The sequence below is a fragment of the Acetobacter papayae JCM 25143 genome, from assembly GCF_000613285.1.
GTDB lineage: Bacteria > Pseudomonadota > Alphaproteobacteria > Acetobacterales > Acetobacteraceae > Acetobacter > Acetobacter papayae.
The window spans coordinates 19,045-45,202 of the sequence record NZ_BAIN01000008.1 but is presented as its reverse complement, the minus strand read 5'-3'; the positions used below and the strand labels follow the sequence as shown (position 1 = coordinate 45,202).

The window sequence follows — 26,158 nt, the reverse complement described above, 5'->3', positions numbered from 1 at the left end:
TTCACCGGTATGGCGCATCAAGTTCGAGCCGACGGGCCAGCAGGCTTTCCCAGCGGTCACCATTCGCAAGAAGGCGGTTCTTGTCGTACATGAGTTCTTCACGGGTTTCCGTGGCAAATTCATAGTTCGGGCCTTCAACGATCGCATCCACCGGGCAGGCTTCCTCGCACAGGCCGCAATAGATGCATTTGGTCATGTCGATATCGTAGCGCGTTGTGCGGCGCGAACCATCATCACGCTCCTGCGCTTCAATGGTAATGGCCTCCGCCGGGCAGGTTGCCTCGCATAATTTGCAGGCAATGCAGCGCTCCTCCCCGTTGGCATAGCGCCGCAGGGCATGCTCGCCCCGGAAACGATGAGAAAGCGGCCCTTTTTCGTACGGGTAATTCAGCGTCACCTTGGGCTGAAACATCATACGAAACGTCGATGCCATGCCCGAGACAATTTCCTTGAGCAGGAAGGAACGCAGCGTATTGGACAGGGTGCTCATTAGTTCACACCTCCACTATGCGGGAGCAGGCCCGTCGCCATCAGAAAACCGGCCGTTCCAATCATCCACAACAGCGAGAAAGGCAGAAAAACCTTCCAGCCCAGACGCATAAGCTGATCGTACCGGTAGCGGGGGAACGTCGCGCGCACCCAGATAAAGACGAACAGGCAGAACAGGATTTTGAAAATCAGCCATAGCGGGCCGGGTATCCATGTCAGAGGCGCAATACCCAGAGGCGGCAGCCACCCACCAAGGAAAAGAATGCTCACCATGGACGACATCAGGATCATGTTCGCGTATTCGCCCAGAAAGAACAGCCCGAAGGCAAGGGACGAATATTCGACAAAAAACCCTGCCACCAGTTCGCTTTCCCCTTCCGGTAGATCGAATGGTGCACGGTTGGTTTCCGCCAGAGCCGATATGAAAAACACGATAAACATCGGAAACATCGGCACGCAGAACCACACATGCCGCTGGGCCAGCACAATGTCATTCAGGTTCAGACTACCCACCGCAAGCAGGACGGACACAATAACAAGCCCGATGGATACTTCGTAAGACACCATCTGTGCGGCAGAGCGCAGGCCACCCAAAAAGGCGTATTTCGAATTAGACGCCCAGCCTGCAATCAGAATGCCGTAAACCCCCAGCGAGGAAATCGCCAGCAGGTAGAGAATACCGACATTGATGTTGGCAACCGCCAGCCCGTTACCGGTGGGAATAACCGCCCATGCCACCATGGCCAGAGAAAAGGTCAGAAACGGTGCAAACAGAAACAGCCCGCGATTTGCACCTGCCGGAATAACCGTTTCCTTTACGATCATCTTGATCGCATCGGCAAAGGCCTGCAACAGACCGAAAGGCCCGTTCACGTTCGGCCCCCGGCGACGCTGCATGGCCGCCATAACCTTGCGTTCCATCAGCGTCAGATACGCCACGCCAATCAGCAGCGGCACCAGAACGGCCAGCGTTTCCAGCAGCATCAGGCAGATCTGGCCGACAAGCGTATGGTAGAAAAACTGCGCCATGCCCGTTACTCCGCCGCCGCCACGCCATACACGGCGGAACATTCCGCCATGGTCTGGCTTGCCCGGCTGATGACGTTAGTCTGGTAATAATCACGGATAACCGGCCGGAACGGGGCTTCATCAAAAGCCACTGCCTCGGCAGGGTCATCAGCCACACCAGCCCCCGGCAACAAGGCCGCGCCCTCACCCGTCATAGCGAAAACAGGATTGACCTCGGCCATCCGCTCACGCAACTGCTCCAGCGTGTCATATGGCAGGGTATGGGCAACAACTTCGGAAAAAGCCCGGATAATCCGCCAGTCTTCACGCGCCTCACCCGGAGCGAACACAGCACGGAACGCCCGCTGCACACGCCCGGCCGTATTGACATATGTGCCCGGTTTTTCGGTATAGGCCGCACCGGGCAGAATGATATCAGCCCGTGCAGCAGCCGCATCGCCATGATGGCCCTGATATACGACGAAAGTATCAGCCGGTATCCGCTCCACCGGCACATCATCAGCGCCGAGCAGCCACAAGACATCCACCCCGCCCCTCACCATGGAGCTTGCCGCCCTGCCATGCGCGCCCGGCAGGAAGCCGAGATCGAGCGCCCCTACGCGAGAGGCCGCTGTGTGCAGGATGTTAAAGCCGTTCCAACCTTCTGCAATCACGCCCGTTGCCTCGGCCAAGGCACGGCAGGCAGCGTAAACCGCTGGCGCGTCCCGCCGGGTCAGGGCCGCATGCCCCAGAATAATCATGGGATGCTTGGCATTTTTCAGAATATCGGCAAACGGATGCTCACCTGCCAGCAGGGCTGCAAGCGTTTCCGGTCCTTCCCCCAGCACGGTGGCATCGTAAGTCAGATCGCAGCGCGGCGCGCCGATAATCCCAACCGGAAAAGCACCCCGCCCGGCATCGACAAACCGTTTACGTATCCGCGCATTCAGCACTGGCGCTTCATGCCGTGGTGTCGAACCGACAATCAGCAGGGCATCCGCCTGATCGATACCGGTCAGGTCACTATTGAACAGATAGCCATCCCGACGGGTCGTATCATACCAAGCCCCATCCTGTCGGCAGTCCAGATTGGCCGAACCGAGTGCTGTCATAAGGTCCTTGAGTGCACACAGGCTTTCCGCATCACACAGATCACCGGCGATAGCCCCAATCCGGTCGCCCGAAACACCATCGAGCCTGCGGGCCAGTGCAACCAGCGCATCTTTCCATGGCACAGCAATGAGTTTGCCATTAACGCGCACCCAAGGACGGTCAAGCCTCTTCCGCTTCAGGCCATCAACCGAGAAACGTCCTTTATCTGACAGCCATTCTTCATTCACTTCATCATTCACACGTGGAACGATGCGCATAACCTCGCCACCACGCGCCTGCACTTGAATATTGGTGCCCAGCGCATCCATGACATCAATGCTGTCTGTCTTTTTGTATTCCCACGAGCGGGCATGAAAGGCCGACGGCTTGGCTGTTAGCGCACCAACCGGACAAACATCGATAAGATTACCGGAAAGTTCCGAAGTCAGCGCTTTCTCAACATAGGTCGTGATTTCAGCATTTTCACCACGCGAGACCAGACCGAGCTCGGGCGTGCCTGCCACTTCCGTGCTGAAACGCACACAACGCGTGCACTGAATGCACCGCGTCATGACCGTTTTAACCAGAGGCCCAAGGTCCTTGTCCGTTACCGCCCGCTTGTCTTCCTGATAACGCGAAATACCCGAGCCATAGCCATAGGCCTGATCCTGCAGATCGCACTCGCCACCCTGATCGCAGATAGGGCAATCTAGGGGATGGTTGATCAGCAGAAATTCCATGACAGCCCGGCGGGCGCGCCGCACCACCTGCGTATCAGTGAAGATTTCCATACCCTCACCAACCGGGAACCCGCAGGACGCCACCGGCTTGGGTGCGCGCGCGACTTCCACCAGACACATGCGGCAGTTACCCGCAACGGACAGGCGCTCATGGTAGCAGAAACGCGGGATTTCCTTGCCCGCCGCCTCGCAGGCCTGCAGGGCGCTGGACCCGGCGGGCACATCCACCGGAATACCGTCTACAATTACCCTCACCATTATCCGTTACTCCGCCGCTACCGGCACGCCAGCAGGCACTGCGATCAGCCCCGTACCGCCATGAGACGCCTTGTACTGCTGAATACGCGCTTCCATTTCCGGCCGAAAATGCCGGATAAGCCCCTGTATAGGCCAGGCCGCCGCATCACCCAGAGCGCAGATCGTGTGGCCTTCAACCTGTCGCGTTACCTGCTCAAGCAGATCGATTTCCTCGATATCCGCGCGCCCCTCGACCATGCGATCCATGATCCGCATCATCCAGCCCGTACCTTCACGGCAGGGCGTGCACTGACCACAGCTCTCATGTTTGAAAAACCTCGAAAACCGGGCAATGGCTTTGATAATATCGGTCGATTTGTCCATAACGATCATGCACGCCGTGCCAAGGCCGGAACGCTCGGCCCGCAGGCTGTCATAATCCATCAGCACCGTTTCGCAGATCGACTTGGGCAGCAGCGGCACGGAACATCCACCGGGAATGACCGCCAGCAGGTTGTCCCACCCGCCACGCACGCCACCACCATGTTTTTCAATAATGTCTTTCAGCGGAACACCCAGTTCCTCTTCAAACACACAGGGGGTGTTCACATGGCCTGAAATCGCCATGAGCTTGGTGCCTGCATTATTCTGCCGCCCCAGCCCGGCAAACCACGCGGCCCCACGGCGCATGATGGTAGAGGCCACTGCAATGCTTTCCACGTTATTGACCGTGGTAGGGCACCCATACAGCCCTACCCCTGCGGGAAAAGGCGGCTTCATGCGGGGCTGGCCCTTTTTGCCTTCAAGGCTTTCCAGCAGGGCCGTTTCCTCACCGCAGATATAAGCCCCGGCACCACGGTGAATACGAAAATCGAAGTCCCAACCTGACCCGGCTGCGTTGGGGCCAAGCAGCCCGGCTTCGTATGCCTCGTCAATGGCGGCCTGCAGATGCTCGGCCTCACGGTAGAACTCGCCACGAATATAGATATAAGAGGCATGCGCCCCCATGGCGAAAGACGCGATCAGCGCGCTTTCAATCAGCTTGTGCGGTTCGTGGCGGAGAACCTCACGGTCCTTGCAGGTGCCGGGCTCGGATTCATCACCATTGATCACAAGGTAATGTGGCCGACCATCAGACCCCTTGGGCATGAAGGACCATTTAAGCCCGGTGGGAAAACCCGCCCCACCGCGCCCGCGCAGGCCAGACGCTTTCATTTCCGCAATGATTGCGTCACGCCCACGGGCAATAATGGCTGCGGTGTCGTTCCAGTCACCACGCCTGCGCGCACCGGCAAGACGCCAGTCATCCTGCCCGTAAAGATTGGTGAAGATCCGGTTCTTGTCTTCAAGCATGCCCCGTCTCCCCTATTGCGGCCCAGCGGCAGAATCCGCCGCGAGCAATGTCTTACGCCCGCCCTGCGGTGCGGAAACCTTACGGTCCACCATGGGCCCCGGCGGCGGCCGCTCTCCGGCACGCAATGCGGCAATCAGTTTTTCGGTGCTGGGGCCATCCATATCTTCGTAGAATCATCATCCACCTGAAGGATGGGGGCATTTGCGCAGGCACCCAGACATTCCACTTCCGTGAGGGTAAACAGCCCATCCTCACTGGTCTGGCCAAACTGACTTATGCCTGTAGCTTTCTGGCAGGCACTCACCACATCATCCGACCCACGTAGCCAGCACGGCGTGGTGGTGCAGACCTGCAGATGATAACGCCCTACCGGCCGCGTGTTGTACATGGTGTAAAAAGACGCGACTTCGTAAACACGGATAGCCGCCATTTCCAGCCTACGGGCAATTTCGTCCATGGCAGGCAGCGGCACCCAGGCACTTCCGGTCTGCCGCCCCATCTGCCGCTGTGCAATATACAGCAGTGGCATAACCGCACTGGCTTTGCGCTCCGCCGGATATTTACCCAGCACGATGCTGATTTCCGCCTCTGAGTCCGTATCGAACACAAAGCTCTCGGGCTGCTGGGGTGGGGTCCAGACAGGTTCATCGATCTACTTCCCCAAACACAAGATCAAGCGATCCGATAATGGCCACCATGTCCGCCAGCATGCCGCGGCGAGACAGTTCATCGACCGCCTGCAAATGGGAGAAACCCGTCGGGCGGATTTTGCAGCGATACGGCCGGTTGCTGCCATCCGCCACCAGATAGACACCAAACTCACCTTTCGGGCTTTCAACGGCCGTATAGGTTGCGCCCGGCGGCACGTGGTAGCCTTCGCTGAACAGTTTGAAATGATGGATCAGCGCTTCCATCGAGCGCTTCATTTCCGCTCTGGGTGGCGGGCTGAACTTGGGTCCTGCACCTTGACCGGCCCTGGACGGATCTGATCCAGACACTGCTCGATAATGCGCAGGCTTTCGCGCATTTCCGCCACCCGCACGAGGTAGCGGTCGTAACAGTCACCCTGCCGCGCCACCGGCACATTAAACTCCACCTTGTGGTAGTTGTCGTAAGGCTGGTTACGGCGCAGGTCCCACGGCACGCCTGAAGCCCGCAAGCACGGGCCGCTGAACCCCCAGGCAAGCGCCTGCTCACTGGAAAACACACCAATACCGACCGTGCGCTGTTTCCATATCCGGTTTTCGGTCAACAGGCCTTCAAGGTCATCGATCCATTTCGGGAATTCACGCGCCCACAGGCCTATGCGGTCTTCCAACCCGGCGGGCACATCACGCGCCACACCGCCGGGGCGAAAGTAATTGGCGTGAAAACGTGCACCTGAGGCTGCCTCATAAAACTCGAGCAGCTTCTCGCGCTCCTCATACCCCCACAGCGCTGGCGTAACCGCACCGCAGTCCAGCCCCATGGCTGTAAGGTTGAGGATATGGTTGAGAATACGGGTAATTTCGGCAAACAGAACCCTAAGCCACTTGGCTCGCTCGGGAATATCGATCCCCAGCAGCTTTTCCGTGGCCAGTGCGAAAGCCTGCTCCTCGCACATGGGGGAAACGTAATCCAGCCGGTCAAAATACGGCAGGGCTTTCTGGTAGGTCTTGTATTCAATCAGCTTTTCCGTGCCGCGATGCAGCAGGCCGATATGCGGCACAGCGCGCGCCACAACCTCGCCTTCCATTTCCAGCACCAGCCGCAGCACCCCATGAGCCGAAGGGTGCTGGGGGCCGAAGTTCAGGGCGTGCGAGTCAATCTCCACCACCCGGTGTTCCTGCGCTTCCGCCACGCTCTCGGGCAGCAGGCTCTGGGGGATATCGTCGCGCACCAGTGCCTGTGCATCTTCAAGAAAGGCTTTGTCATGAGAGTGCACCATCAGATTCCCCTCTTCATGCCTTGACGGACTTCATGCGCTTTTTCATCACCCGGCAGGGTCAGCATCCCTTCCCACGGGGAGACAAAGTCGAAATCGCGAAAATCCTGTGTAAGCGACACTGGTTCCTTGACCACCTGCCTGCGCTCGACATCGTAGCGGACTTCCTCATACCCGCTGAGCGGGAAGTCCTTACGTAGCGGGTGCCCTTCAAAACCGTTATCGGTCAGGATACGCCGCATATCCGGCTGCCCGGAGAACATGACTCCAAACAGGTCGTAACACTCACGCTCCCACCATGTGGCACAGGGCCACAGGTGATGCACCGATGGCACCGGCGCGCTCTCGCTGGTCGTAACAATAACCCGTATCCGCCGGTTATACGTGACGGAGAGCAGGTTATAGACCACGTCGAACCGCTCGACCCGCTGGGGCCAGTCCACCCCGCACAGGTCCATAAGCTGTTCAAAACGATAGCGCGGGTCATCGCGCAGGGTGGTCAGGAACCCCAGAAGGTGCTCCCTCCCTATCCTGACAACCAGTTCACCCTTTTCCACGGCAGCACTGCTTACATGCGCCCATGATGTCATGAAGGTGAAAGCCAGCGCACCAAGCTGCCCTTCCAAGCGGCCCTGATGCGGATTGATGCTTAGATCAGCCACGGATAATGGTTCCTGTCCGGCGGATTTTCTTCTGGAGCAGCATAATGCCGTAAATCAGCGCTTCGGCCGTGGGCGGGCAGCCCGGCACGTAAACATCAACCGGCACAATCCGGTCACAACCACGCACTACGGAATAGGAATAGTGGTAATACCCCCCACCATTGGCGCAGGAGCCCATGGAAATAACCCAACGCGGCTCCGCCATCTGCTCGTAAAGGCGGCGTAGAACCGGGGCCATTTTGTTGGTGAGGGTCCCGGCCACAATCATCACATCCGACTGACGCGGTGAGCCGCGCGGGATAATGCCCATCCGGTCAAGATCGTAACGCGGCATATATGCGTGAATCATTTCCACCGCGCAGCAGGCCAGCCCGAAGGACATGGGCCACAGACTGCCAGTACGGCCCCAGTTCACCAGCTTGTCCAGACTGGCAACAACAAAGCCTTTTTCCGCCAGCACACCGGTAATACCCCGCACCACGGCATCCTGCTCCGGCCCCGGAGGCAAGGCCTCACGGTTCCACATAATGGCGTCCTGATTCTGTCCAGCGCTCACGGCCATGCCCTCCCTCAATCCCAATCCAGGGCGCCTTTGCGCCATTCATACAGGAACCCGATACCCAGAACGCTCAGGAAACCCAGCATGGACAAAAACCCGAACAGCCCGATACGCCCGAGGCTGATGGCCCACGGGAACAGGAAGGCCACTTCCAGATCAAAAATGATGAAGAGAATGGCTACGAGATAAAAGCGGACATCGAAACGACGCCGCGCATCGTCAAACGCGCCAAACCCGCATTCATACGCTGTCAGTTTTTCAGGATTAGGTTTCTGGTGGCCGCACAAAAGCGCCATACCGAGCATGGCGGCCGCAATGACGACAGAAATGCCGCCAAAAACAAGAACCGGAGCATAGTCGCTAAGAACAGACTGCATCAGGGGCTCCCACAGCGTTGGAAGCTAAAACCGCTTCCCTCAAGTGAGTTCACCCTAGACCCGACAGGGGCATACGACCATGCCCGTTCTTACCAAACTCCGGCCACTTTCCTGTGAATAACGCCGCGCGCATGAATGCACAGCGCCTAGCATGAATGGCTGATAAATTGCCTGAATACTCAGGCCAGCCACACAGGAAGGAATTAAATTGTAAGGGAAGTATATGGTGGGCGATGACGGGATCGAACCGCCGACCCTCTCGGTGTAAACGAGATGCTCTACCGCTAAGCTAATCGCCCGCGCCCTATGTGTCACAAATGAAAACGGCCGACAACCCCTTTTTTTTACAAGGAGATGCCGGCCGTTAAAAAACACTGTCAGACTTTAGTTGCTGACGGCGTCCTTCAGAGCCTTGCCGGGCTTGAAACGCACAGAGGTGGAAGCCGGAATATCGATTTCCTCACCCGTGCGCGGGTTACGGCCCTTAGCCGCCTTACGCGTGGCAGTTACGAACGTACCAAAGCCGACCAGACGCACTTCCTGCTTTTTGGCAAGGGCCTTCTCGATGGCACCGAATACGGCGTCGACCACTTCTCCGGCCTTTGCCTTGGGCAGATCAACTGCCTCAGCCACGGCTGAGACCAGTTCCTGCTTGTTGAGCGGCTTCTCCATGTTACGCCTTTCGCTTTCTTTATTTTCTGGCGCGGCAGGCCATGTTACCCGGCCTGCCCGCTACCTGCCGCACTATGCAGCCGTTTTTTCCTACGTCAACCGAGCAATCGTAACTTTGCTCTCTGTTGCGCATTTTGCTTAGTGCGGCAGCACCCTTGCCGCCGCCGCGTCCCCCCCTGCGGGCACAAGATCGGCCACTTCATCCCACACAATAGGTTGGGGCTGGCGTGTCAGCGCACGGGCCAGAACCTCATCCACATGCGAAACAGGCACGATCTCCAGCCCGTCTTTCACATTATCAGGAATTTCAACGAGATCTTTCTCGTTCTCCTTGGGAATGAAAACCGTGCGAATGCCTGAGCGCAGGGCCGCCAGAAGCTTTTCCTTGAGCCCACCAATAGCCAGCACCCGGCCCCTGAGCGTGATTTCGCCTGTCATGGCCACATCGCGCCGCACCGGAATACCCGTAAGCACGCTCACCAGCGAAGTGACCATAGCCACACCGGCCGAAGGACCATCCTTAGGAGTCGCGCCTTCGGGCACATGCACATGGAAACTGCGCTTTTCAAACACGGTGGGGACGATTCCGAAGCTCGTCGCCCGACTCCGCACGAAGGAGTAAGCCGCTGAAATGCTCTCCTTCATCACGTCGCCCAGCTTGCCCGTTTCTACCACGCCACCCTTGCCGGGCACCATGACGCTTTCAATGGTCAGGATTTCCCCGCCCACTTCTGTCCAGGCCAGCCCTGTCACCACGCCCACCATGTCTTCAGCTTCGGTCTCGCCGTAACGGAAGCGACGCACGCCCGCGTAGGTTTCAAGGTTTTCGGGCGTAACCGTAACGCTCTCGGCCTTGCCGGTCACAATCTCTTTGACCGCCTTACGTGCCAGCCGTGCCAGCTCACGCTCAAGGCTACGCACACCTGCCTCCCGCGTGTAATAGCGAATCACGTCACGCAGCGCGTCATCGGTAATGGACCACTCACCAGCCTTCAGGTTGTGCGCTTCAATCTGCTTTGAAATCAGATGCTTACGCGCAATCTGAAGCTTTTCATCCTCGGTGTAACCGGATAGGCGGATGATCTCCATGCGGTCCAGCAGCGGCTGGGGCATATCGAGACTATTCGCCGTGGTAACGAACATCACATCAGACAGATCATAATCCACTTCCAGATAATGATCCGCGAATGTCGCGTTCTGTTCCGGGTCCAGCACTTCCAGCAGGGCGGAAGCCGGGTCACCACGCCAGTCGGCTCCGAGCTTGTCGATCTCATCAAGCAGGAACAGCGGGTTGGAAACCTTCGCCTTTTTCATACCCTGAATGATCTTGCCCGGCATGGAGCCGATATAAGTGCGCCTGTGACCACGGATTTCAGCCTCGTCACGCACACCCCCCAGAGACATGCGGACATAGTGACGCCCCGTTGCCTTGGCGATGGACCGCGCCAGAGAGGTCTTACCCACGCCGGGTGGCCCCACAAGGCACAGAATCGGCCCCTTGAGTTTCTGCGAACGGCTCTGCACCGCCAGATACTCAAGAATACGCTCCTTGACCTTCTCCAGACCGTAGTGGTCGGTATCGAGAATCGTCTCGGCTTCATGCAGATCGTGGCGAACCTTGGTACGCTTCTTCCACGGAATGCTGACAATCCAGTCCAGATAATTGCGCACCACCGTGGATTCGGCTGACATGGCACTCATGCCACGCAGCTTTTTCAGCTCGCTAACGGCTTTCTCACGCGCTTCACGCGGTAGACGTGCCTTGGCGATTTTTTCTTCGATTTCGGCGGTTTCGTCGCGCCCGTCTTCACCCTCGCCCAGTTCCTTCTGAATGGCCTTGAGCTGCTCGTTCAGATAGTACTCGCGCTGGGTCTTTTCCATCTGCCGTTTGACGCGGTTGCGGATTTTTTTCTCCACCTGCAACACGTCAATCTCGGCTTCGATATGACCGAAAATTTTCTCGAGCTGGGCCGTAACCGTCGGCAGTTCAAGGATTTCCTGCTTTTCCGCGATCTTGAGATTCAGGTGGCTGGTAACAGTATCCGCCAGCTTGGACAGATCGCTGATCTGGTTGAGCGAAACCAGCACCTCGGGGGCGATCTTTTTGTTGAGCTTCATATACTGCTCAAACTGCGCCACGATCGAGCGGCCAAGTGCCTCAGCCTCGGCCCCTTCGGCCGGCTGCTCGGGCATGTCCTCCACGTCGGCCTCAAAATACCCCTGCTTGTCATGCATGGCTTTCACCCGCACGCGCTTAACGCCTTCCATCAGCACCTTCACGGTACCATCAGGCAGCTTGAGCAGTTGCAGAATGGTAGAGAGCGTCCCGACCGTATAGATATCGTCTACACCCGGATCATCCTGAGCTGCGTCCCGCTGGGCTACCAGCAGAATGTGATGATCGTCCCGCGTGACGGATTCCAGCGCCTTGACCGATTTTTCCCGCCCAACAAATAGCGGCACGATCATGTGGGGAAACACGACAATATCACGCAGCGGCAACACGGCTACATGCGTGGTTTCCACCTTGCGCGCACCGGCTTTTTTCCCTGACTGAGACCGCACCACCTCGGTAGCGGGTGTCTCAGAGGCAACGGCCTTGCGACGACGACGTGTGACGGGTTTTTCGTTTTCAGACATTCTCAAGACCTCCTGACAAGGACGATCGAACTCCTTGCGCCCGCCAGGCGGCACGCCAGAAGCCTGTCCGCCCTTTCCGCCTACGGAAAAGGGCTCTGTTCTCTTGTATGTTGCAACGCCATAACCCCGGCGCAATAGGGGGCCAGAAGAAAACCGTGCCAGCTCAGATGTCTGGCACGGTTACCGGACCGTGACCTTTTCAGGCCGACTGCTCCGTTGGCAGTTCTTTTTTCTGTCCATAAACATAGACAGGGCTGGTTTTGGCGTCCGCCACCTCGCGGTTGACGACCACCTCTTCCACATTGTCCAGACCCGGCAGGTCGAACATGGTGGACATGAGAATGCTTTCCATAATGGAACGCAGCCCACGCGCACCGGTCTTACGCACGATTGCACGGTCGGCAATGGCCTTGAGTGCATCATCCGTAAAGGTCAGTTGTACGTCTTCCATCTGGAACAGACGCTGATACTGCTTGACCAGAGCATTTTTGGGCTCGGTCAGGATCTTGATCAGAGCCGCTTCGTCCAGATCGCCCAGCGTTGCAAGAACCGGCAGACGCCCGATAAATTCAGGGATAAGCCCGAATTTCATCAGATCTTCAGGTTCCACATCATGCAGGATTTCACCTGTACGACGCTCATCGGGTGAGCGGACATCCGCCCCGAAGCCGATGCTGGTGCCCTTACCACGCGCGGAAATGATTTTGTCCAGCCCCGCAAACGCCCCACCGCAGATAAACAGCATGTTGGTGGTATCCACCTGCAGGAATTCCTGCTGCGGATGCTTGCGCCCACCCTGCGGCGGCACAGATGCAACCGTGCCTTCCATCAGTTTGAGCAGCGCCTGCTGCACACCTTCACCACTGACATCGCGGGTAATGGAGGGATTGTCCGATTTCTTCGAAATCTTGTCGATTTCGTCGATATAGACAATACCACGCTGCGCCCGCTCCACATTGTAGTCAGAAGCCTGCAGCAGTTTGAGGATGATGTTTTCAACATCCTCACCCACATAACCGGCTTCGGTCAGGGTGGTAGCATCGGCCATGGTAAAGGGCACATCAAGGATACGCGCCAGTGTCTGGGCCAGCAGCGTCTTGCCCGAACCCGTCGGGCCGACCAGAAGGATGTTGGACTTGGCAATTTCAACTTCGCCAGCCTTGGCCACCTGTGTCAGACGCTTGTAGTGGTTATGCACTGCAACGGACAGAACCTTCTTGGCCTGCATCTGCCCGATGACATAATCATCCAGCACCTTGCAGATTTCGCGCGGTGTGGGCACGCCCTCGCGCGATTTGACCAAGGATGTCTTGTTCTCTTCACGGATGATATCCATGCAGAGTTCCACGCATTCATCACAGATGAACACGGTCGGGCCGGCAATCAGCTTCCGCACCTCGTGCTGCGATTTGCCGCAGAACGAGCAATACAGCGTGTTTTTGGAATCACCGGACTTCGCGTTCATCGGTCTCCTCCCTCGATCATCCAGGGTTCCACATTACCGGGAACCGCGTTCCGGTCTTTTTCCGCCCAAAAGTCAGCGGAACACTCCCTTAATGTAACAGGAAGTTCAAAGTATACCAGATCAGGGATGATCTTTATCCTTCTTGTCCGCCTGTGTTGCACTATGGCGGGTGATGACTTCATCAACAATCCCGAAAGACTGCGCTTCTTCTGCTGACATATAGGTGTCGCGCTCAAGCTTCTGCTCGATTTCCTCAAGCGTCCGGCCAGTATGCTCACGATAGATCTCGTTCAGGCGCTGGCGGATGATAAGGATCTCGCGGGCCTGAATTTCAATATCGCTGGCCTGTCCCTGCGCCCCACCTGAAGGCTGGTGCACCATGACACGCGCATTGGGCAGAGCAAAACGCCGCCCTTTCTCACCACCAGCCAGCAGGAGCGAGCCCATGGAAGCCGCCTGACCGATACACACGGTGCTAACGGGGCTGCGGATGTACTGCATGGTGTCGTAAATAGCCAGACCGGCTGACACCACCCCACCGGGGCTATTGATATAGAAAGAGATTTCCTTGGTCGGGTTAACGCTTTCCAGATACAGGAGCTGCGCTGAAATCAGCGATGACACCTGATCGTAAACCGGACCGGTCAAAAAGATGATGCGTTCCTGCAGCAGACGGGAATAGATATCGAAAGCCCGCTCGCCCCTGGAGGTCTGCTCGACCACCATCGGAACCAGTGCGTTGCTGAAAATCTCAACGGGATCACGATCCCTCATGCCACTCATTCCCGTATAAAAAACTGAAACGTCCCTTACCCACCGCCTCCTTTGGAGACGACCAGTTACAGGCTCATTCCTTCAAGATAGAGATAAAGTGGCAAGATGCCACCCCGGAAAAGAAAAACAGGCTCAAAAAGAATGTCCCGCCAGTTCACACTGGCGGGACAGAGCCGTTTTCTCAGATATCCGCTGCCGGAATATCAGAAAGCTCGTCCGGGGTGACTTCTTTATCCGTCACCGTGGCGAGTTCGATCAGGTAGTCGACCACCTTGTTTTCGAAGATCGGCCCACGCAGGCCTTCAGCGGCCTGCGGGTTCTTCTGGAAGAACTCGAAAACCTGCTGTTCCTGACCCTGGTAGCGCATGGCTTCAGCCCGCACGGCACGACCCAGCTCTTCCGAGCTAACGGTGATACCGTTCTTGCGACCGATTTCAGCCAGCAGCAGACCAAGCTTCACGCGGCGTTCGGCAATCTTGCGATAGTCCGCACGCAGGGTGTCTTCGTCTTTTTCCTTGTCTTCGTCGTCGAGCTGACCGGCATTGCGGTCAGATTCAACGCGCGTCCAGATCTGCTGGAACTCGCTTTCCACCATACCGGCGGGCGCTTCGAAGTCGGCCTTGCCAGCCAGTGCGTCCAGCAGGTCGCGCTTGATGCGCAGGCGCGTAAGCTGGTCATACTCGCCGCTGATCTGCTTGCGGATCAGGTCTTTGAGCTGATCGAGGGTTTCAAAACCGATCGACTTAGCCAGATCATCGTTGATTTCGGCATCAACGGCCTTTTTGAGCTGCTTCGCCTTGATGTCGAAGGTCGCTTCCTGACCAGCCAGTTCAGCCGCGCCGTAATCGGCCGGGAACGTCACGGTGATGATCTTTTCTTCACCGGGCTTCATGCCTTCGATCTGCTCGGCAAAACCGGGAATGAAACCTTCACCACCGATTTCGACGTTCACATCTTCAGCCGTGCCACCGTCAAACGGCACGCCGTCGCGCTTACCAACGAAGTCAATGGCGACAACGTCACCCTTGGCGGCAGGGCGGACTTCTTCGATCACTTCGAAGTTGCGGCCGCGCTGGGCAATATCGGCCAGAGCCTTGTCCACTGCTTCATCGCTGACAGTCGCCTTGAGGCGCGTCAGGGCCAGACCGGAAAGGTCAGGCACTGCGATTTCGGGCAGGATTTCGCTCTCGACCTTGAATTCCAGATCCTTGCCGTCGTCTTCCTGACCGGAGACCAGATCAACCTGCGGCTGACCGGCGGGGCGCAGGCCACGCTCGTCAAAAACAGCGCGGATGGAATCGGACACGGCCTGTTCGATCACTTCGCCCCACACGGCAGCACCATAACGCTGGCGCGCCAGAGACACAGGCACCTTGCCCGGACGGAAACCCGGCAGGTTCAGGTTAGCGGCCACTTCCTTGAGGCGCGCATCGCGCTTGCCTTCAAGTTCTGCAGCCGGAACTGTCACGGTGAAACCACGCTTCAGCCTTCGGAAAGGGTCTCGGTTACCTGCATCGGCCAGGCCTTCCTCTTGGTACATATAGACTTCGGACATCCCGCAGCATCAGCCATGGGCTACCACGGAACGGGACGGGAGTAAGAAACCATGTGGTACGGGCGGAGGGACTTGAACCCCCACGACTTGCGCCACCAGAACCTAAATCTGGCGTGTCTACCAATTCCACCACGCCCGCGCATTACTCGCCGTCGCAAGATGCGTGCGTTTAGCCCAAAGCGGACCAGACGGCAAGAGAGCGCCGCCACCCAACGCGACCAATAATCCCTTATATCACACCCTGTTCACGCGCAGACAATCCCTGACGCCGCTCCGCTTCCCCCCGGGCAGCCCCAAGATGCCGATCTAACGCCTCCACCACAGGCCACGGTCCGGCACGCAGCCCGGCCTCTCCATGCAGCCAGACTCCGGCGCAGGCCGCCTCCCATGCAGGCATACCCGCCGCCAGCATGGCGGCAATTACCCCGGAAAGGGTATCGCCCGAACCCGCCGTACCCAGAGCAGGCGTTGCATGCACATTAATAGCCAGCCGCCCATCGGGTGCGGCAATCAGGGTCGAGGCGCCCTTGAGCACCACAACCGCCCCGGTCTGCCGTGCGGCCTGCCGCACCCGTGCGGGCGGATCATCCCCTATCGCACCAAAAACACGCGCGAACTCTCCAGCATGGGGCGTTATGACTGCAACACCCCTGAGCGCATCCGGTCGCCCGGCGGCGGCACTCAGGCACCGGCATCCGCCAGCACACACCGTCCGGCCTCGACAAGTTGCGGCAGCGTAAGACCCACTTCCGCCTCCGTCAGCCCTGGCCCACAAACCCAGACATGCCGCCGCGCATCGCCCAACAGCACCGCCAACGGCGCGCCATCCACAATCAAGCCCGGCTCCCCCAGCCGGAAAGCTGCAGCATTCTCCCCCGCTGCCCAGACGCACCAGCCCCGCACCTGCGGCCCGCGCGCCCGAAGCGCAGAGCCGAGCCGCTCCCGGCATGGTTTCACCCGCGCAGAGACTGACAACGCCACGTGTATATTTATGGCTCTCAGGCGTGAGTTCGGGCACACGCCACAACCCCGGCGCATTCAGCCATGCCTGCGGGGGCTGGGCTTCCAGCGCCTCCGGCGGCATGCCGATATCCGCAAGCACAATGCGCCCCATTTTCTCCCGCACCGGTAGAGCAGATGCGCAGGCTTATAACGACAGAAGGTAACCGTGAGCTCAGCCGATGGTGCATAGCCGCGCACCTGCCCGGTGCCGCCATCCACTCCCGATGGCACATCCACGGCCACAACGCGCCCTGCGGCCCGCAGCACATCAGCCACCGCTGGGGCAACGTCACGCGCAAGCCCCGCGCCGAACACCGCATCGACCACCACATCCACCCGGGCGGCTTCCTCCGCCACAAATGGCACCCGCGGCCCTGTAAAGCGCCCTGCCACATCGGCGGCAGCGCTCCCTGCCTTGGGCTCTGTCAGGGCTGCCACGGCCACAGGCCAGCCCGCTTCAAGCAAATAACGGGCGGCGGCATATCCATCCCCCCCATTATTGCCCGGCCCACACAGCACCAGCACACGCGCGGGTCGCATAACCACACGCATGGCGCGAGCACGGCGCGCCCTGCATTCTCCATAAGGGTCACAACAGGCACATGCTGCTGCGCCAGCCTATCCACCGCACCCATTTCAGCCGGCGTGTAAACACCCAGTTCACGCAGGGGAAAAGACAGCATGGCAGACCTCCCTCACAAACCGGGCATCGGGCCCGCAATGGAACATACCCCTTGCACCCGGGCGCATGGCTTGGCAAATCAGGCCCGATACAGCGGCGTGATGCCCCCAAATAGCGGCTTGTTCACCCTGCGGCATCACCCTCGCCCCCGGCCTTTCTGCCAGCCACGTTCTCGCGGAGTCCTCATGCCTCATTCCCCCTCTGGAGCCTGGTGCTCACGCTTCATATCATCAGCATTGCGCTGTGGGTCGGCGGCACCTTTTATGCCACCACGATTCTGCGCCCGAGCCTCGGCCTGCTGGATGCCACACAGCGCAACTCCATCATGCTGCAAACGCTCGCGCGTTTTTTCAAAGGGCTGACGCACGCCATTCCGACAACTCTGGTTTCGGGCTGGCTGCTAATCCTGCATGAAGGCGGCTTTGCCAACGTGCCATGGACGGTCAACGCCATGCAGGTCTTTGGTCTGATCATGGCTGGGCTGTTCGCCCGCCTTTATTTCGGCCCCTATCAGAAAGTGCGCCGCGCCATCCGCCCGCAGGCCAGTGCCTTCGACTCGATCCGCACGCAAATGCTCGCAATCATGGCACTGGGTTTTCTGGCGATCCTGTCTGCCTGCCTCGGCCATCCCTTTATGTGAAAAAAATCTGTCTTTCCGCCCAAAAACTTGATTTCGGGCGGAAAGACCTTTATCCGGGCTAGCACCTGACAGGCTGCGAAACCGGCTCGGCTGCCCTATTGATCTGGCGACGGCAAACCATACGGCAGGCCCGCTCAGTCAGGGGTAAAACCGACCGACCTTTGTTCCGAGAGCATATTGACAGCTAAAACGCCCGCACGCACCCGCAAGACATCCCCTTCCCGGAGCCGGAAGGCTGCCTCCACGGACGCGCCTGCCGTGGTGGAAACAGCTGACGCACCGCCCCCGGTGGCAGCCGCCAAGGAAGCGAAGCCCGCAAAAGCCGCGCCTTCGACTAGGGCAAAAACCCGTGCGAAAGCTGTAGCACCCGCCAAAGCGGATACAGCTGTGCCTGAACTGTCAGTTCCTGTTACCGATGACGCCAGCCCGAAAACCGCTGGCAAAACGACACCCAAAGCCGCGCCGCGCCGCCGCAAGGTCAGTGCTGCCCAGAGCACGGCCACGGCTGAAAACCCCGCAGAGCTGACGGAAACGGTTCAGGAAGAACCGGCTGCACCGCCTGCCCCCAAAGCGAAGCGCGCCACCCGTAGCACTGCCACCGCAGGCAAAACCACCACCAGCACCCCGCGCAAAAAAACCACACGGGCTAAAAAGACCGAAGAAAGCGCTCCTGTCGCAGTTGAGCTTCTGCCCGAGTCCACTCAGGCTCCAGCTGCAACCGAGGCCAGCGCGCCGGAACCTGAAAACCCAGTAGCGCCCTCTCCTGCTCCCGCCGCAGGTGAGGAAAAAATTACCTTTGCAGATCTGGGGCTTTCAGAACCACTTCTGCGTGCCGTAACCGAAATGGGATACGTGCACCCCACGCCCATTCAGGCGCAAGCCATTCCTGCCGTGCTGATGGCGCGCGATGTCCTTGGTGTGGCCCAGACAGGCACCGGCAAGACAGCCTCCTTCACGCTGCCTATGCTCGAAATCCTGAGCGATTCCCGTGCGCGGGCCCGTATGCCCCGCTCGTTGATTCTGGAACCCACACGCGAGCTTGCTCTTCAGGTGGCGGAAAATTTCGTCAATTACGGCAAGCACCTCAAGCTCAACCATGCCCTGCTGATCGGCGGCGAAAGCATGGCCGAGCAAAAGGAAGTGCTCAACCGTGGGGTTGATGTGCTGATCGCAACGCCCGGCCGCCTGCTGGATCTGTTTGCACGAGGCGGGCTGCTGCTGAGCCACACCAAAATTCTGGTGATTGACGAAGCTGACCGCATGCTGGACATGGGCTTCATTCCCGACATTGAAAAAATTGTCGGCCTGCTGCCGCCCATGCGTCAGACCCTGTTCTTTTCCGCGACCATGGCACCCGCCATCCGCAAGCTGGCGGATGCGTTCCTGCACTCCCCCAAGGAAATCACGGTTGCACGGCCTTCCTCTGTGGCAACCACCATCACCACCGGCCTGCTGGTGGTGGATGAGCACGACAAGCGCCGGACCCTGCGCCTGCTGCTGCGTGCCCCCAAGCTCCAGAACGCCATCATTTTCTGCAACCGCAAGCGCGATGTGGATGTTCTGACTAAATCGCTCATCAAGCACGGGTTTTCCGCAGGCGCATTGCATGGGGATCTGCCGCAATCCGTCCGGTTTTCCACACTGGAACGCTTCAAGAGCGGTGATCTGAAAGTGCTCGTCTGCTCCGATGTGGCCGCACGCGGGATCGACATCGGCGGCCTGTCGCATGTGTTCAATTTCGACCTGCCGTTCCATGCTGAAGACTATGTTCACCGCATTGGCCGTACCGGGCGTGCCGGGCGTGAAGGCCATGCCTATAGTCTGGCCTGCCCTTATGACCGGACACTGGCCGAAGCGATTGAGGAACTGACCAAAAAACCCATTCCGCGTATGACCGTAGACGGCGTGACGCAGCTTGAATGGGCCGAAGGCAAGCGACCTGCAGGCGAGCGTGATCGCGGTCGCAAGGACAAAGACAAGGACAGGCACCGCGAAAAGGACAAGCCGCGGGACAAGGAAAAGAACAGGGAAAAAGAGCGCGACCGCCCGCGCAATGCCCGGCCCGAATCCGCCCCGGATACACGCCTGAACCGCAGGAACGCCCCCGGCATGACAGCAAGCCGCATGGCAAGCAGGCACGCCACCAGCGCGATGAAATTGCTCCCGTTCCCGGCGGCGAGACAATCGGGTTTGGTGACCTTCAGCCCGCATTCATGCAGCTTCCCCGCCGCTCGTCCGTGCGCCCCAACACACCGGGTATTGCGGCACCAGAGGCGGATACGGCACAGACACCCTCCCGCTCCGACGCCTGATTAAACTGGCACGGACACAAATACCGGAAGAGATCGGAGCGATGGGGGAGACTCGGGCAGATAAAACCGCGCCTGCACGGCAGGAAGTGGCAAAGGTTCTGTATCTGGCAGGCTTGGGAGATGGCGCTATCTCCCTGCCTGATGGGCAGGTAGCCCATGTAGCCGGAACCCTGCCGGGCGAGACCGTCCGTATTGAAGAAACCCGTAAAGGCACATGGCAGCTTGATGCTGTCATTGAAGCGGCCCCCGAACGGGTGACGCCCCCCTGCTCTCTGGCCGAATCCTGTGGTGGCTGCGCCCTGCAGCATGTGAGGCTGGATACTCTGCTGGACTGGAAGGTTCAGCGCGTTACCCGTGCGTTGCAGAGTGCAGGTTTTGAGACGGTGCCGGAGGCTTCAACCTTTCAGGTTACTCCCCATAGCCGCCGCAGGGCGGATCTGGCTGTCAAACGCGGCGCGGCTTCCATGCTTATCGGGTTGCATGGGCGGGGCACAAAAAACATTGTGGATATGACCACCTGCCTGGTGCTCGACCCGCATATTCTGGCACTGCTGCCAGCATTCAGAAACGTCCTGCACAGCATACAGGCGATCCGGCGCGAAGCCAGCCTGCACATCAATCTGCTGGATAGCGGGCCAGATATCCTGCTGATAACCGATGCCCCGCTCACTGCGGCTGACCGTATCCGTCTGGCGCAAATGGCCGAAGAATGTGCCATTCCACGCATAAGCTGGGCTTCAGCCTCAAACCCGGAAGCTACGGAAACCGCGACACAACGCGCGCCCGTAACCCAGACCATTGCAGGCCATAGTGTCTCCCCCCCTCCGGGCGGGTTCCTGCAGGCAAGCGCTGCCAGCGAGCAGGCCATTCAAAACGCGGTTATGGCGACTCTGCCAGAAAAAATGATTCGCCGTGCAAACGTGGTGGAACTGTATGCCGGGTGCGGCACCCTCACCTTCGCGCTGGCGCAACGGTGTCAGGTAAGCGCCTATGAAGGCTTCGGTCCGGCATGGAGTGCGCTGAAAGCCGCCATGGGCAAGGCGCGCATTACCGCGCACCATAGAGATCTGAACCGTCAGCCGGTCATGGCCAAGGAACTGGCGCAGGCTACGGCTGTTGTGCTGGACCCACCCCATGCCGGAGCCAAAAACCAGATGGATCAGATTGTCCGGGGTCTGCCTGCGCAGGTTGTTTATGTCAGTTGTAACCCGGCAGCCCTCTCCAAGGACACAGCACTTCTGGCTAAAGCAGGCTACCGGCTGCATTCCGTCTCAGTGATTGACCAGTTCCTGTGGTCAGCCGAGACGGAAACCGTGTGCGATTTCAGACGTGAAAGCTCTCGCCGCAGCCGCAGCGGCCCTTCTCGTTAGGGTTACTGAAAACAAACCCGGATTCGAGATCGCCCTCGCGATAATCCATCTGTGAGCCGATCAGGAACAGTGTTGCCTTCCGGTCCACCAGAACGGTCACGTCATGGCTGTTCACCACTTCATCACCATCACCGGGCTGGCTGACAAAGCTCATGTCATAAGCCTGACCAGAGCAGCCGCGTGTAGAGACCGAAACGCGCAGCAACTGCCCCTCATGCGCCGTAGCATACAGATGCTGCAACCGGGTTGCTGCGGCATCTGTCAGGCTGATCAGGGGCGGCAGGCTCCGTACCGCAGGCTTTGTGCTGGAAACTTGGGCCATTTTTCCCTCCCTCACTTCTTTGGTGTTCAGAACATGTTCAGGGCCAGCCGGGCCTCGTCGCTCATGCGCGACATATCCCATGGCGGATCCCAAACGACATCCACATCGGCCGAGGTAACACCCGGCACCCGCTCGACTTCTTCCTTTACCTGAGCGGGCAGTTCCTGCGCGCTGGGGCAATTGGGAGCCGTCAGGGTCATATCCACGTGCACGCGACCGTCATCATACAGGTCGATTGCGTAAATCAGACCAAGCTCATAAATGTTCACCGGAATTTCCGGGTCATGCACCTTGGCTATGGCTCGATCACGGCATCTTCGGAAACTGCTCCCGAATGCTGGGCGACAGCACTCTCGGTCGCCTCACCTTCCGGGTGCCAGCTTTCCACCCGTGCCTTCGGTTCACCCGCGGCATCGTTATCCTCAAGCACATCCTTGCGGATATGCTCCTCATGCTGAGGTTCGGTCTGACCCGAAACCTGTATGTCGTCAGACACGGACATGAGCTAATGCCTCCTTAAGCGCGACCCATGGCAATTCTACACAACGTATCCGCGCCTTGTGAAAACGTACTGCCGTCAGGGGTTCCATAACCCCCAGCGATGGCATGCCTTCCAGCGGGTCGTTTCTCTGTTCTTCTGCACCCTGCACAATGGTTTGTGCCGGGGCATCCTGGGCAACCAGCATGGCGGAAAAACGGGCACCCACTGCGCGGGCCTCTTCCACACTGCAACCGCTCAGCCGCTCGGCCAGCATATCCGCTGCCGCCGTGCATAAGGCGCATCCACGCGTGCGGTGCCTGATCTGACTGATATGGTGCCCTTGTAGGGCAATATCCAGCCGTGTCCTGTCACCACACAGGGGGTTACGCCCTTCTCCCTGCAAGTCCGGCTCTGGCAGGTCCCCGGCGTGAAGCGGGTTACGCGCCCGCTCCACAATCTGCCGGTCATACAGATCCTGCGCCAAACTGTTCACACAAAGAAATCCCTGATCCGCACCAGTGTTTCGGCCAGAGCATCGATATCGTTGGTATCGGTATAAACACCAAAGCTGGCGCGGGTCGTGGCATGCAGGCCGAGCCTGCGCATAAGTGGTTCCGCACAGTGCTGGCCCGCACGTACCGCAATCCCGTTGCGGTCCAACAGGGTGGCGATGTCATGCGGGTGCACATCGGCCATGGTAAAGGAAATCACCCCACCACGCTGTTTGGGTGCACCCACGACACGCAGCCCCGGCACCGTGGCCAGTTTTTCGAGCGCGTAGGTTGTGAGTGCCTGTTCATGCGCTTCAATCGCGTCGAACCCGATGGATTCAACCCAGCGGATAGCCGCCCCAAGACCGAGGGTTTCCACAATGGCAGGCGTTCCCGCCTCGAACTTGTGAGGCGTATTGGCCCATGTCGATTTTTCAAACGTGACAGAGGAGATCATGTCCCCTCCGCCCATGAAAGGCGGCATGTCATCGAGCAGCGCCCGACGCCCCCACAGAACGCCAATTCCTGTCGGGCCATACAGCTTGTGGCCGGTAAACGTGTAAAAATCAGCCCCAGAGCCTGCACATCGGTTTTATGGTGCACTGCGGCCTGACTACCATCAAACAGCACAAGCGCCCCTGCAGCATGCGCCATATCGGCAATCTGGCGTACGGGAGTAATGGTACCCAGCACGTTGGACATATGGGTAATGGCCACCAGCGCCACCTTGCCGTCATCCAGCAGGCGGCCATAGGCTTCCATGTCCAGATCACCTGCATCCGTAATGGGGGCAACCCTGAGTTCCACACCCGAGCGATCGCGCAGCATCTGCCAGGGGATCAGGTTGGCGTGGTGCTCCATTTCCGAAATCAGCACGGCCTGACCCGGCTTCATCAGACTGCCGAGCGAATGCGCGACAAGATTGATGGCTTCTGTGCTGTTGCGGGTGAAAATGATTTCTTCATGCGAAGACGCATTCAGGAAAGCCGCAACCTGCCCACGCACCGCCTCATAGGCATCGCTGGTGCGTTCGCTCATCCAGTATACGCCACGATGGATGTTGGCATACTGATGGCGCATGGTGTCCGCCATGGCGTCGATCACCACAGTGGGCTTCTGTGCCGACGCGCCGCTATCCAGAAAGACGAACGGACGGCCATGCACCGTTTCGGACAGGATGGGAAACTGCGCACGCACCGCCTGTACGTCCAGCCCACCTGTGGGAGCTGTTTTCAGGGTCTTGTCGGTATTCATGCGCTCTCTCCTGCAGCACCCTTGCGGGTCAGCATGGCCCGGCACAGTGCCTGCGCCCCGGCGTGAGAAATCAGGCCCAGCGTTTCGTCCAGAAAGGCCTCGATCAGAATCTGCCGGGCCTGAGCCTCAGGCACACCCCGGCTGCGCAGGTAGAATAGTTGCTCATCATCCAGCGCACCAACCGTGGCTCCGTGACTGCACCGCACATCATCGGCATAGATTTCAAGCTCAGGCTTGGCATCTATTTCCGCATCGGGCGAAAGCAGCAACGCCTGATTCATCTGGTAGCCATCGGTTTTCTGGGCGATCTGCTCAACCAGCACCTTGCCCTGAAAAACACCCCGGGCATGGCCGTCCAGCACATTGCGCACGGTCTGGCGGGAAATACAGTCGGGCGCGGCATGGGTAATGACACTGGTCATGTCCCCCACCTGTGAGCCGCCAAGCCGCTGCACACCGTTAACATGCACCGCCGCGCGCGAGGCCCCAAGCCGGGCATGCACTTCATGCCGCAGCAAAAGCCCATCCACACCAAGGGCGAAGCTGTCATAAACACCTTCGCTGGCGACATCGGCATAAACGGTGCCAAGGCCTACCGCCTCTGCCCCTTCAAGCTGAAGGGTTACATGCTCAAGAGCCGCACCGCTGCCAACGCTGATATCCGTGACCGGGTTATGGAAATACGCGCCTTGCCCCGCCTGCACGCAAATCAGTTCCAGACGGGCGTCAGACGCCAGTATGACAGCGTGGCGGGGGTGGAAGGAAAACGCACTGCCCTGCACCCCAAGGCCGATGGACAGGAGCACAAGCGCTCCACCGTCCACACCGGCCTCGACCTGTATCTGTGCGCCATCTTCAGCCAGAGCCGTATTCAGCGCCACCAACGGATCACGATCCGGGGCGGCAGCTGTGCCGAAGCGGGGCGTATCGGCAAAAAAAGTAACCGTAACGGCTTTGGGCAGCACGCTCAGTTCCGGCGCGTGACGACCATTGACAAACACCAGCCGAGGCAGGCTGGCCAAGCTGTCCTGCGCCGACAGCACATCATCCAGCACGGCGCGGGCTGCTTTTGCGTCATAAAGAGCCGCAGGCGCGGAAAGGCTGCTCTGCCCCAGAGCACGCAGGGCCGTGTATTTCCACGCTTCCACCCGGCGGGTCGGCAGGCCCGCGCGCTGCAAGGCCGCTACGGCCTGCTGACGCTCGGCACCGGTAATGCCCTCAAGCCGCGAAGTGAACAGGTTCAGAGGGCCGTTCCTGTCCGGGCTGATCATATTCACGCCGCCTCCGACAGGAACTTGGCGTAACCTTCCTGATCGATCTGGCGGGCCAGTTCCGGGCCACCAGACAGAATGATGCGCCCCTTGGCCATGACGTGGATACGATCAGGCACCAGATAGTCGAGCAGTTTCTGATGGTGGGTGATCACCAGCGCCGAGAACGTAGGCGCACGCAGGCGATTGACGCCTTCGGCCACAACCCGCAGCGCATCGACATCCAGACCGCTATCGGTTTCGTCCAGAATGGCAAAGGTGGGCTGAAGCAGGGTCATCTGCAACACTTCGTTGCGTTTTTTTTCCCCGCCGGAAAAACCGACATTGACGTTCCGCTTGAGCATGTCCGGCGCCATGGAGAGGGTCTTTGCGGCCTCGCGCGCCAGCTTGAGAAACGCCACCGCGTCCAGCTCTTCCTGACCGCGTGCGCGGCGTACGGCGTTAATAGCCGTGCGCAGGAAGTTGGCGTTATTGACACCCGGCAGTTCCACCGGCGACTGGAAAGCAAGGAACAGACCTGCTGCCGCACGTTCTTCCGGTTCCATGGCCAGCAGGTCCTGCCCCTGAAACTGCACGCTGCCAGAGGTGACTTCGTAATCATCACGCCCGGCCAGAACATAGGACAGGGTGGACTTGCCCGAGCCGTTCGGCCCCATAATGACATGCACCTCGCCGGGGGGGATGCTCAGATCCACACCACGCAGAATCTGCTTTTCCTGTCCGTCAGCGTCGATTCTGGCGTTCAGGCCGGAAATTTCCAAAAACTGGCTCATATGCAGGGCTCC

17 protein-coding genes, 2 tRNA genes and 7 pseudogenes are annotated in these 26,158 nt (G+C 59.1%); 3 read left to right on the top strand and 23 right to left on the bottom strand.

All coding sequences use genetic code 11. From position 1 onward, the window contains the following. Position 1: 1 nt before the first annotated feature. The 17 genes and pseudogenes from nuoI to JCM25143_RS16575 form a co-directional block, all read right to left on the bottom strand. Positions 2 to 490, bottom strand: coding sequence for an NADH-quinone oxidoreductase subunit NuoI (gene nuoI, locus JCM25143_RS03685; RefSeq protein ID WP_025860064.1), 489 nt, complete (start codon positions 488 to 490; stop codon positions 2 to 4). Then, the gene (gene nuoH, locus JCM25143_RS03680) at positions 490 to 1,518 is read right to left on the bottom strand and encodes an NADH-quinone oxidoreductase subunit NuoH (RefSeq protein WP_025860063.1); all 1,029 of its coding nucleotides are present in this window, start codon (positions 1,516 to 1,518) and stop codon (positions 490 to 492) included. The genes nuoI and nuoH overlap by 1 nt, the downstream gene beginning before the upstream one ends. Before the next feature lie 5 nt (positions 1,519 to 1,523). After that, a complete protein-coding gene (nuoG, locus tag JCM25143_RS03675) occupies positions 1,524 to 3,587 on the bottom strand; it encodes an NADH-quinone oxidoreductase subunit NuoG (protein ID WP_025860062.1) in 2,064 nt (687 codons plus the stop codon). 6 nt (positions 3,588 to 3,593) lie between these two features. Then, a complete protein-coding gene (gene nuoF, locus JCM25143_RS03670) occupies positions 3,594 to 4,919 on the bottom strand; it encodes an NADH-quinone oxidoreductase subunit NuoF (protein WP_025860061.1) in 1,326 nt (441 codons plus the stop codon). A gap of 12 nt (positions 4,920 to 4,931) precedes the next feature. Further along, a pseudogene (locus tag JCM25143_RS16590) lies at positions 4,932 to 5,572 on the bottom strand (complex I 24 kDa subunit family protein). Next, a pseudogene (locus JCM25143_RS16585) lies at positions 5,565 to 6,847 on the bottom strand (NADH-quinone oxidoreductase subunit D). The pseudogenes JCM25143_RS16590 and JCM25143_RS16585 overlap by 8 nt, the downstream one beginning before the upstream one ends. Beyond that, the gene (locus JCM25143_RS03655) at positions 6,847 to 7,506 is read right to left on the bottom strand and encodes an NADH-quinone oxidoreductase subunit C (protein WP_025860060.1); all 660 of its coding nucleotides are present in this window, start codon (positions 7,504 to 7,506) and stop codon (positions 6,847 to 6,849) included. The pseudogene JCM25143_RS16585 and the gene JCM25143_RS03655 overlap by 1 nt, the downstream one beginning before the upstream one ends. Then, complete coding sequence (locus tag JCM25143_RS03650; protein WP_035370429.1) at positions 7,499 to 8,068, bottom strand: NuoB/complex I 20 kDa subunit family protein; 570 nt, start codon at positions 8,066 to 8,068, stop codon at positions 7,499 to 7,501. The genes JCM25143_RS03655 and JCM25143_RS03650 overlap by 8 nt, the downstream gene beginning before the upstream one ends. Before the next feature lie 8 nt (positions 8,069 to 8,076). Then, complete coding sequence (locus tag JCM25143_RS03645; protein ID WP_025860058.1) at positions 8,077 to 8,442, bottom strand: NADH-quinone oxidoreductase subunit A; 366 nt, start codon at positions 8,440 to 8,442, stop codon at positions 8,077 to 8,079. 224 nt (positions 8,443 to 8,666) lie between these two features. Continuing rightward, a tRNA-Val gene (locus JCM25143_RS03640) sits at positions 8,667 to 8,741 on the bottom strand. Between the two features lie 85 nt (positions 8,742 to 8,826). After that, entirely contained in the window at positions 8,827 to 9,114 is a 288-nt protein-coding gene (locus tag JCM25143_RS03635; protein ID WP_025860057.1) for an HU family DNA-binding protein, read from the bottom strand. Between the two features lie 138 nt (positions 9,115 to 9,252). Further along, positions 9,253 to 11,754, bottom strand: a complete 2,502-nt coding sequence (gene lon, locus JCM25143_RS03630) for an endopeptidase La (RefSeq protein WP_025860056.1) — start codon at positions 11,752 to 11,754, stop codon at positions 9,253 to 9,255. A gap of 199 nt (positions 11,755 to 11,953) precedes the next feature. Beyond that, entirely contained in the window at positions 11,954 to 13,219 is a 1,266-nt protein-coding gene (gene clpX, locus JCM25143_RS03625) for an ATP-dependent Clp protease ATP-binding subunit ClpX (protein ID WP_025860055.1), read from the bottom strand. Between the two features lie 120 nt (positions 13,220 to 13,339). Then, the gene (locus tag JCM25143_RS03620; RefSeq protein ID WP_025860054.1) at positions 13,340 to 14,002 is read right to left on the bottom strand and encodes an ATP-dependent Clp protease proteolytic subunit; all 663 of its coding nucleotides are present in this window, start codon (positions 14,000 to 14,002) and stop codon (positions 13,340 to 13,342) included. Positions 14,003 to 14,174: 172 nt separating this feature from the next. Further along, positions 14,175 to 15,508 (bottom strand): annotated as a pseudogene (tig, locus tag JCM25143_RS16580) (trigger factor). 94 nt (positions 15,509 to 15,602) lie between these two features. Continuing rightward, positions 15,603 to 15,687, bottom strand: a tRNA-Leu gene (locus JCM25143_RS03610). A 90-nt stretch (positions 15,688 to 15,777) separates the two neighbouring features. Continuing rightward, positions 15,778 to 17,233, bottom strand: a pseudogene (locus JCM25143_RS16575) (NAD(P)H-hydrate dehydratase). A gap of 184 nt (positions 17,234 to 17,417) precedes the next feature. Between JCM25143_RS16575 and JCM25143_RS03585 the strand changes: the two are divergent. The 3 genes and pseudogenes from JCM25143_RS03585 to JCM25143_RS03575 all read left to right on the top strand — a co-directional run bounded on the left by JCM25143_RS03585 (position 17,418) and on the right by JCM25143_RS03575 (position 21,554). Further along, positions 17,418 to 17,872 (top strand): annotated as a pseudogene (locus tag JCM25143_RS03585) (hypothetical protein). 258 nt (positions 17,873 to 18,130) lie between these two features. Then, positions 18,131 to 20,188, top strand: a complete 2,058-nt coding sequence (locus JCM25143_RS16570; RefSeq protein ID WP_408735021.1) for a DEAD/DEAH box helicase — start codon at positions 18,131 to 18,133, stop codon at positions 20,186 to 20,188. A gap of 37 nt (positions 20,189 to 20,225) precedes the next feature. Next, positions 20,226 to 21,554 carry a class I SAM-dependent RNA methyltransferase gene (locus tag JCM25143_RS03575; RefSeq protein WP_025860048.1) on the top strand — a complete coding sequence of 443 codons (1,329 nt, stop codon included), beginning with the start codon at positions 20,226 to 20,228 and terminating at the stop codon, positions 21,552 to 21,554. On the opposite strand, the gene JCM25143_RS03570 is transcribed toward JCM25143_RS03575, so the two are convergent. From JCM25143_RS03570 to sufC, 6 genes and pseudogenes are all read right to left on the bottom strand, one after another. Next, positions 21,508 to 21,876 (bottom strand): HesB/IscA family protein, encoded by a 369-nt coding sequence (locus JCM25143_RS03570; RefSeq protein ID WP_025860047.1) that lies wholly within the window; start codon positions 21,874 to 21,876, stop codon positions 21,508 to 21,510. The two genes, JCM25143_RS03575 and JCM25143_RS03570, sit on opposite strands and share 47 nt — an antisense overlap. A 26-nt stretch (positions 21,877 to 21,902) precedes the next feature. After that, positions 21,903 to 22,378: pseudogene (locus tag JCM25143_RS21860) on the bottom strand (SUF system Fe-S cluster assembly protein). After that, positions 22,365 to 22,850, bottom strand: a complete 486-nt coding sequence (locus JCM25143_RS03560) for an iron-sulfur cluster assembly scaffold protein (protein WP_051542837.1) — start codon at positions 22,848 to 22,850, stop codon at positions 22,365 to 22,367. Before JCM25143_RS03560 ends, JCM25143_RS21860 begins: the two are co-directional and overlap by 14 nt. After that, positions 22,847 to 24,102: pseudogene (locus JCM25143_RS16560) on the bottom strand (aminotransferase class V-fold PLP-dependent enzyme). Before JCM25143_RS16560 ends, JCM25143_RS03560 begins: the two are co-directional and overlap by 4 nt. Then, positions 24,099 to 25,373, bottom strand: a complete 1,275-nt coding sequence (gene sufD / locus JCM25143_RS03550; protein ID WP_148299997.1) for a Fe-S cluster assembly protein SufD — start codon at positions 25,371 to 25,373, stop codon at positions 24,099 to 24,101. Before sufD ends, JCM25143_RS16560 begins: the two are co-directional and overlap by 4 nt. Positions 25,374 to 25,375: 2 nt before the next feature. Further along, positions 25,376 to 26,146 carry a Fe-S cluster assembly ATPase SufC gene (sufC, locus tag JCM25143_RS03545; protein ID WP_025860044.1) on the bottom strand — a complete coding sequence of 257 codons (771 nt, stop codon included), beginning with the start codon at positions 26,144 to 26,146 and terminating at the stop codon, positions 25,376 to 25,378. Between the last annotated feature and the right edge of the window lie 12 nt (positions 26,147 to 26,158).

Excerpts from the sequence above, each read along its gene's own strand:
- nuoI (WP_025860064.1), bottom strand. The coding sequence starts at position 490 with ATGAGCACCCTGTCCAATACGCTGCGTTCCTTCCTGCTCAAGGAAATT.
- nuoH (WP_025860063.1), bottom strand. The coding sequence starts at position 1,518 with ATGGCGCAGTTTTTCTACCATACGCTTGTCGGCCAGATCTGCCTGATG.
- nuoG (WP_025860062.1), bottom strand. The coding sequence starts at position 3,587 with ATGGTGAGGGTAATTGTAGACGGTATTCCGGTGGATGTGCCCGCCGGG.
- nuoF (WP_025860061.1), bottom strand. The coding sequence starts at position 4,919 with ATGCTTGAAGACAAGAACCGGATCTTCACCAATCTTTACGGGCAGGAT.
- JCM25143_RS03650 (WP_035370429.1), bottom strand. The coding sequence starts at position 8,068 with ATGGCCGTGAGCGCTGGACAGAATCAGGACGCCATTATGTGGAACCGT.
- JCM25143_RS03645 (WP_025860058.1), bottom strand. The coding sequence starts at position 8,442 with ATGCAGTCTGTTCTTAGCGACTATGCTCCGGTTCTTGTTTTTGGCGGC.
- JCM25143_RS03635 (WP_025860057.1), bottom strand. The coding sequence starts at position 9,114 with ATGGAGAAGCCGCTCAACAAGCAGGAACTGGTCTCAGCCGTGGCTGAG.
- lon (WP_025860056.1), bottom strand. The coding sequence starts at position 11,754 with ATGTCTGAAAACGAAAAACCCGTCACACGTCGTCGTCGCAAGGCCGTT.
- clpX (WP_025860055.1), bottom strand. The coding sequence starts at position 13,219 with ATGAACGCGAAGTCCGGTGATTCCAAAAACACGCTGTATTGCTCGTTC.
- JCM25143_RS03620 (WP_025860054.1), bottom strand. The coding sequence starts at position 14,002 with ATGAGTGGCATGAGGGATCGTGATCCCGTTGAGATTTTCAGCAACGCA.
- JCM25143_RS03575 (WP_025860048.1), top strand. The coding sequence starts at position 20,226 with ATGGGGGAGACTCGGGCAGATAAAACCGCGCCTGCACGGCAGGAAGTG.
- JCM25143_RS03570 (WP_025860047.1), bottom strand. The coding sequence starts at position 21,876 with ATGGCCCAAGTTTCCAGCACAAAGCCTGCGGTACGGAGCCTGCCGCCC.
- sufD (WP_148299997.1), bottom strand. The coding sequence starts at position 25,373 with ATGATCAGCCCGGACAGGAACGGCCCTCTGAACCTGTTCACTTCGCGG.
- sufC (WP_025860044.1), bottom strand. The coding sequence starts at position 26,146 with ATGAGCCAGTTTTTGGAAATTTCCGGCCTGAACGCCAGAATCGACGCT.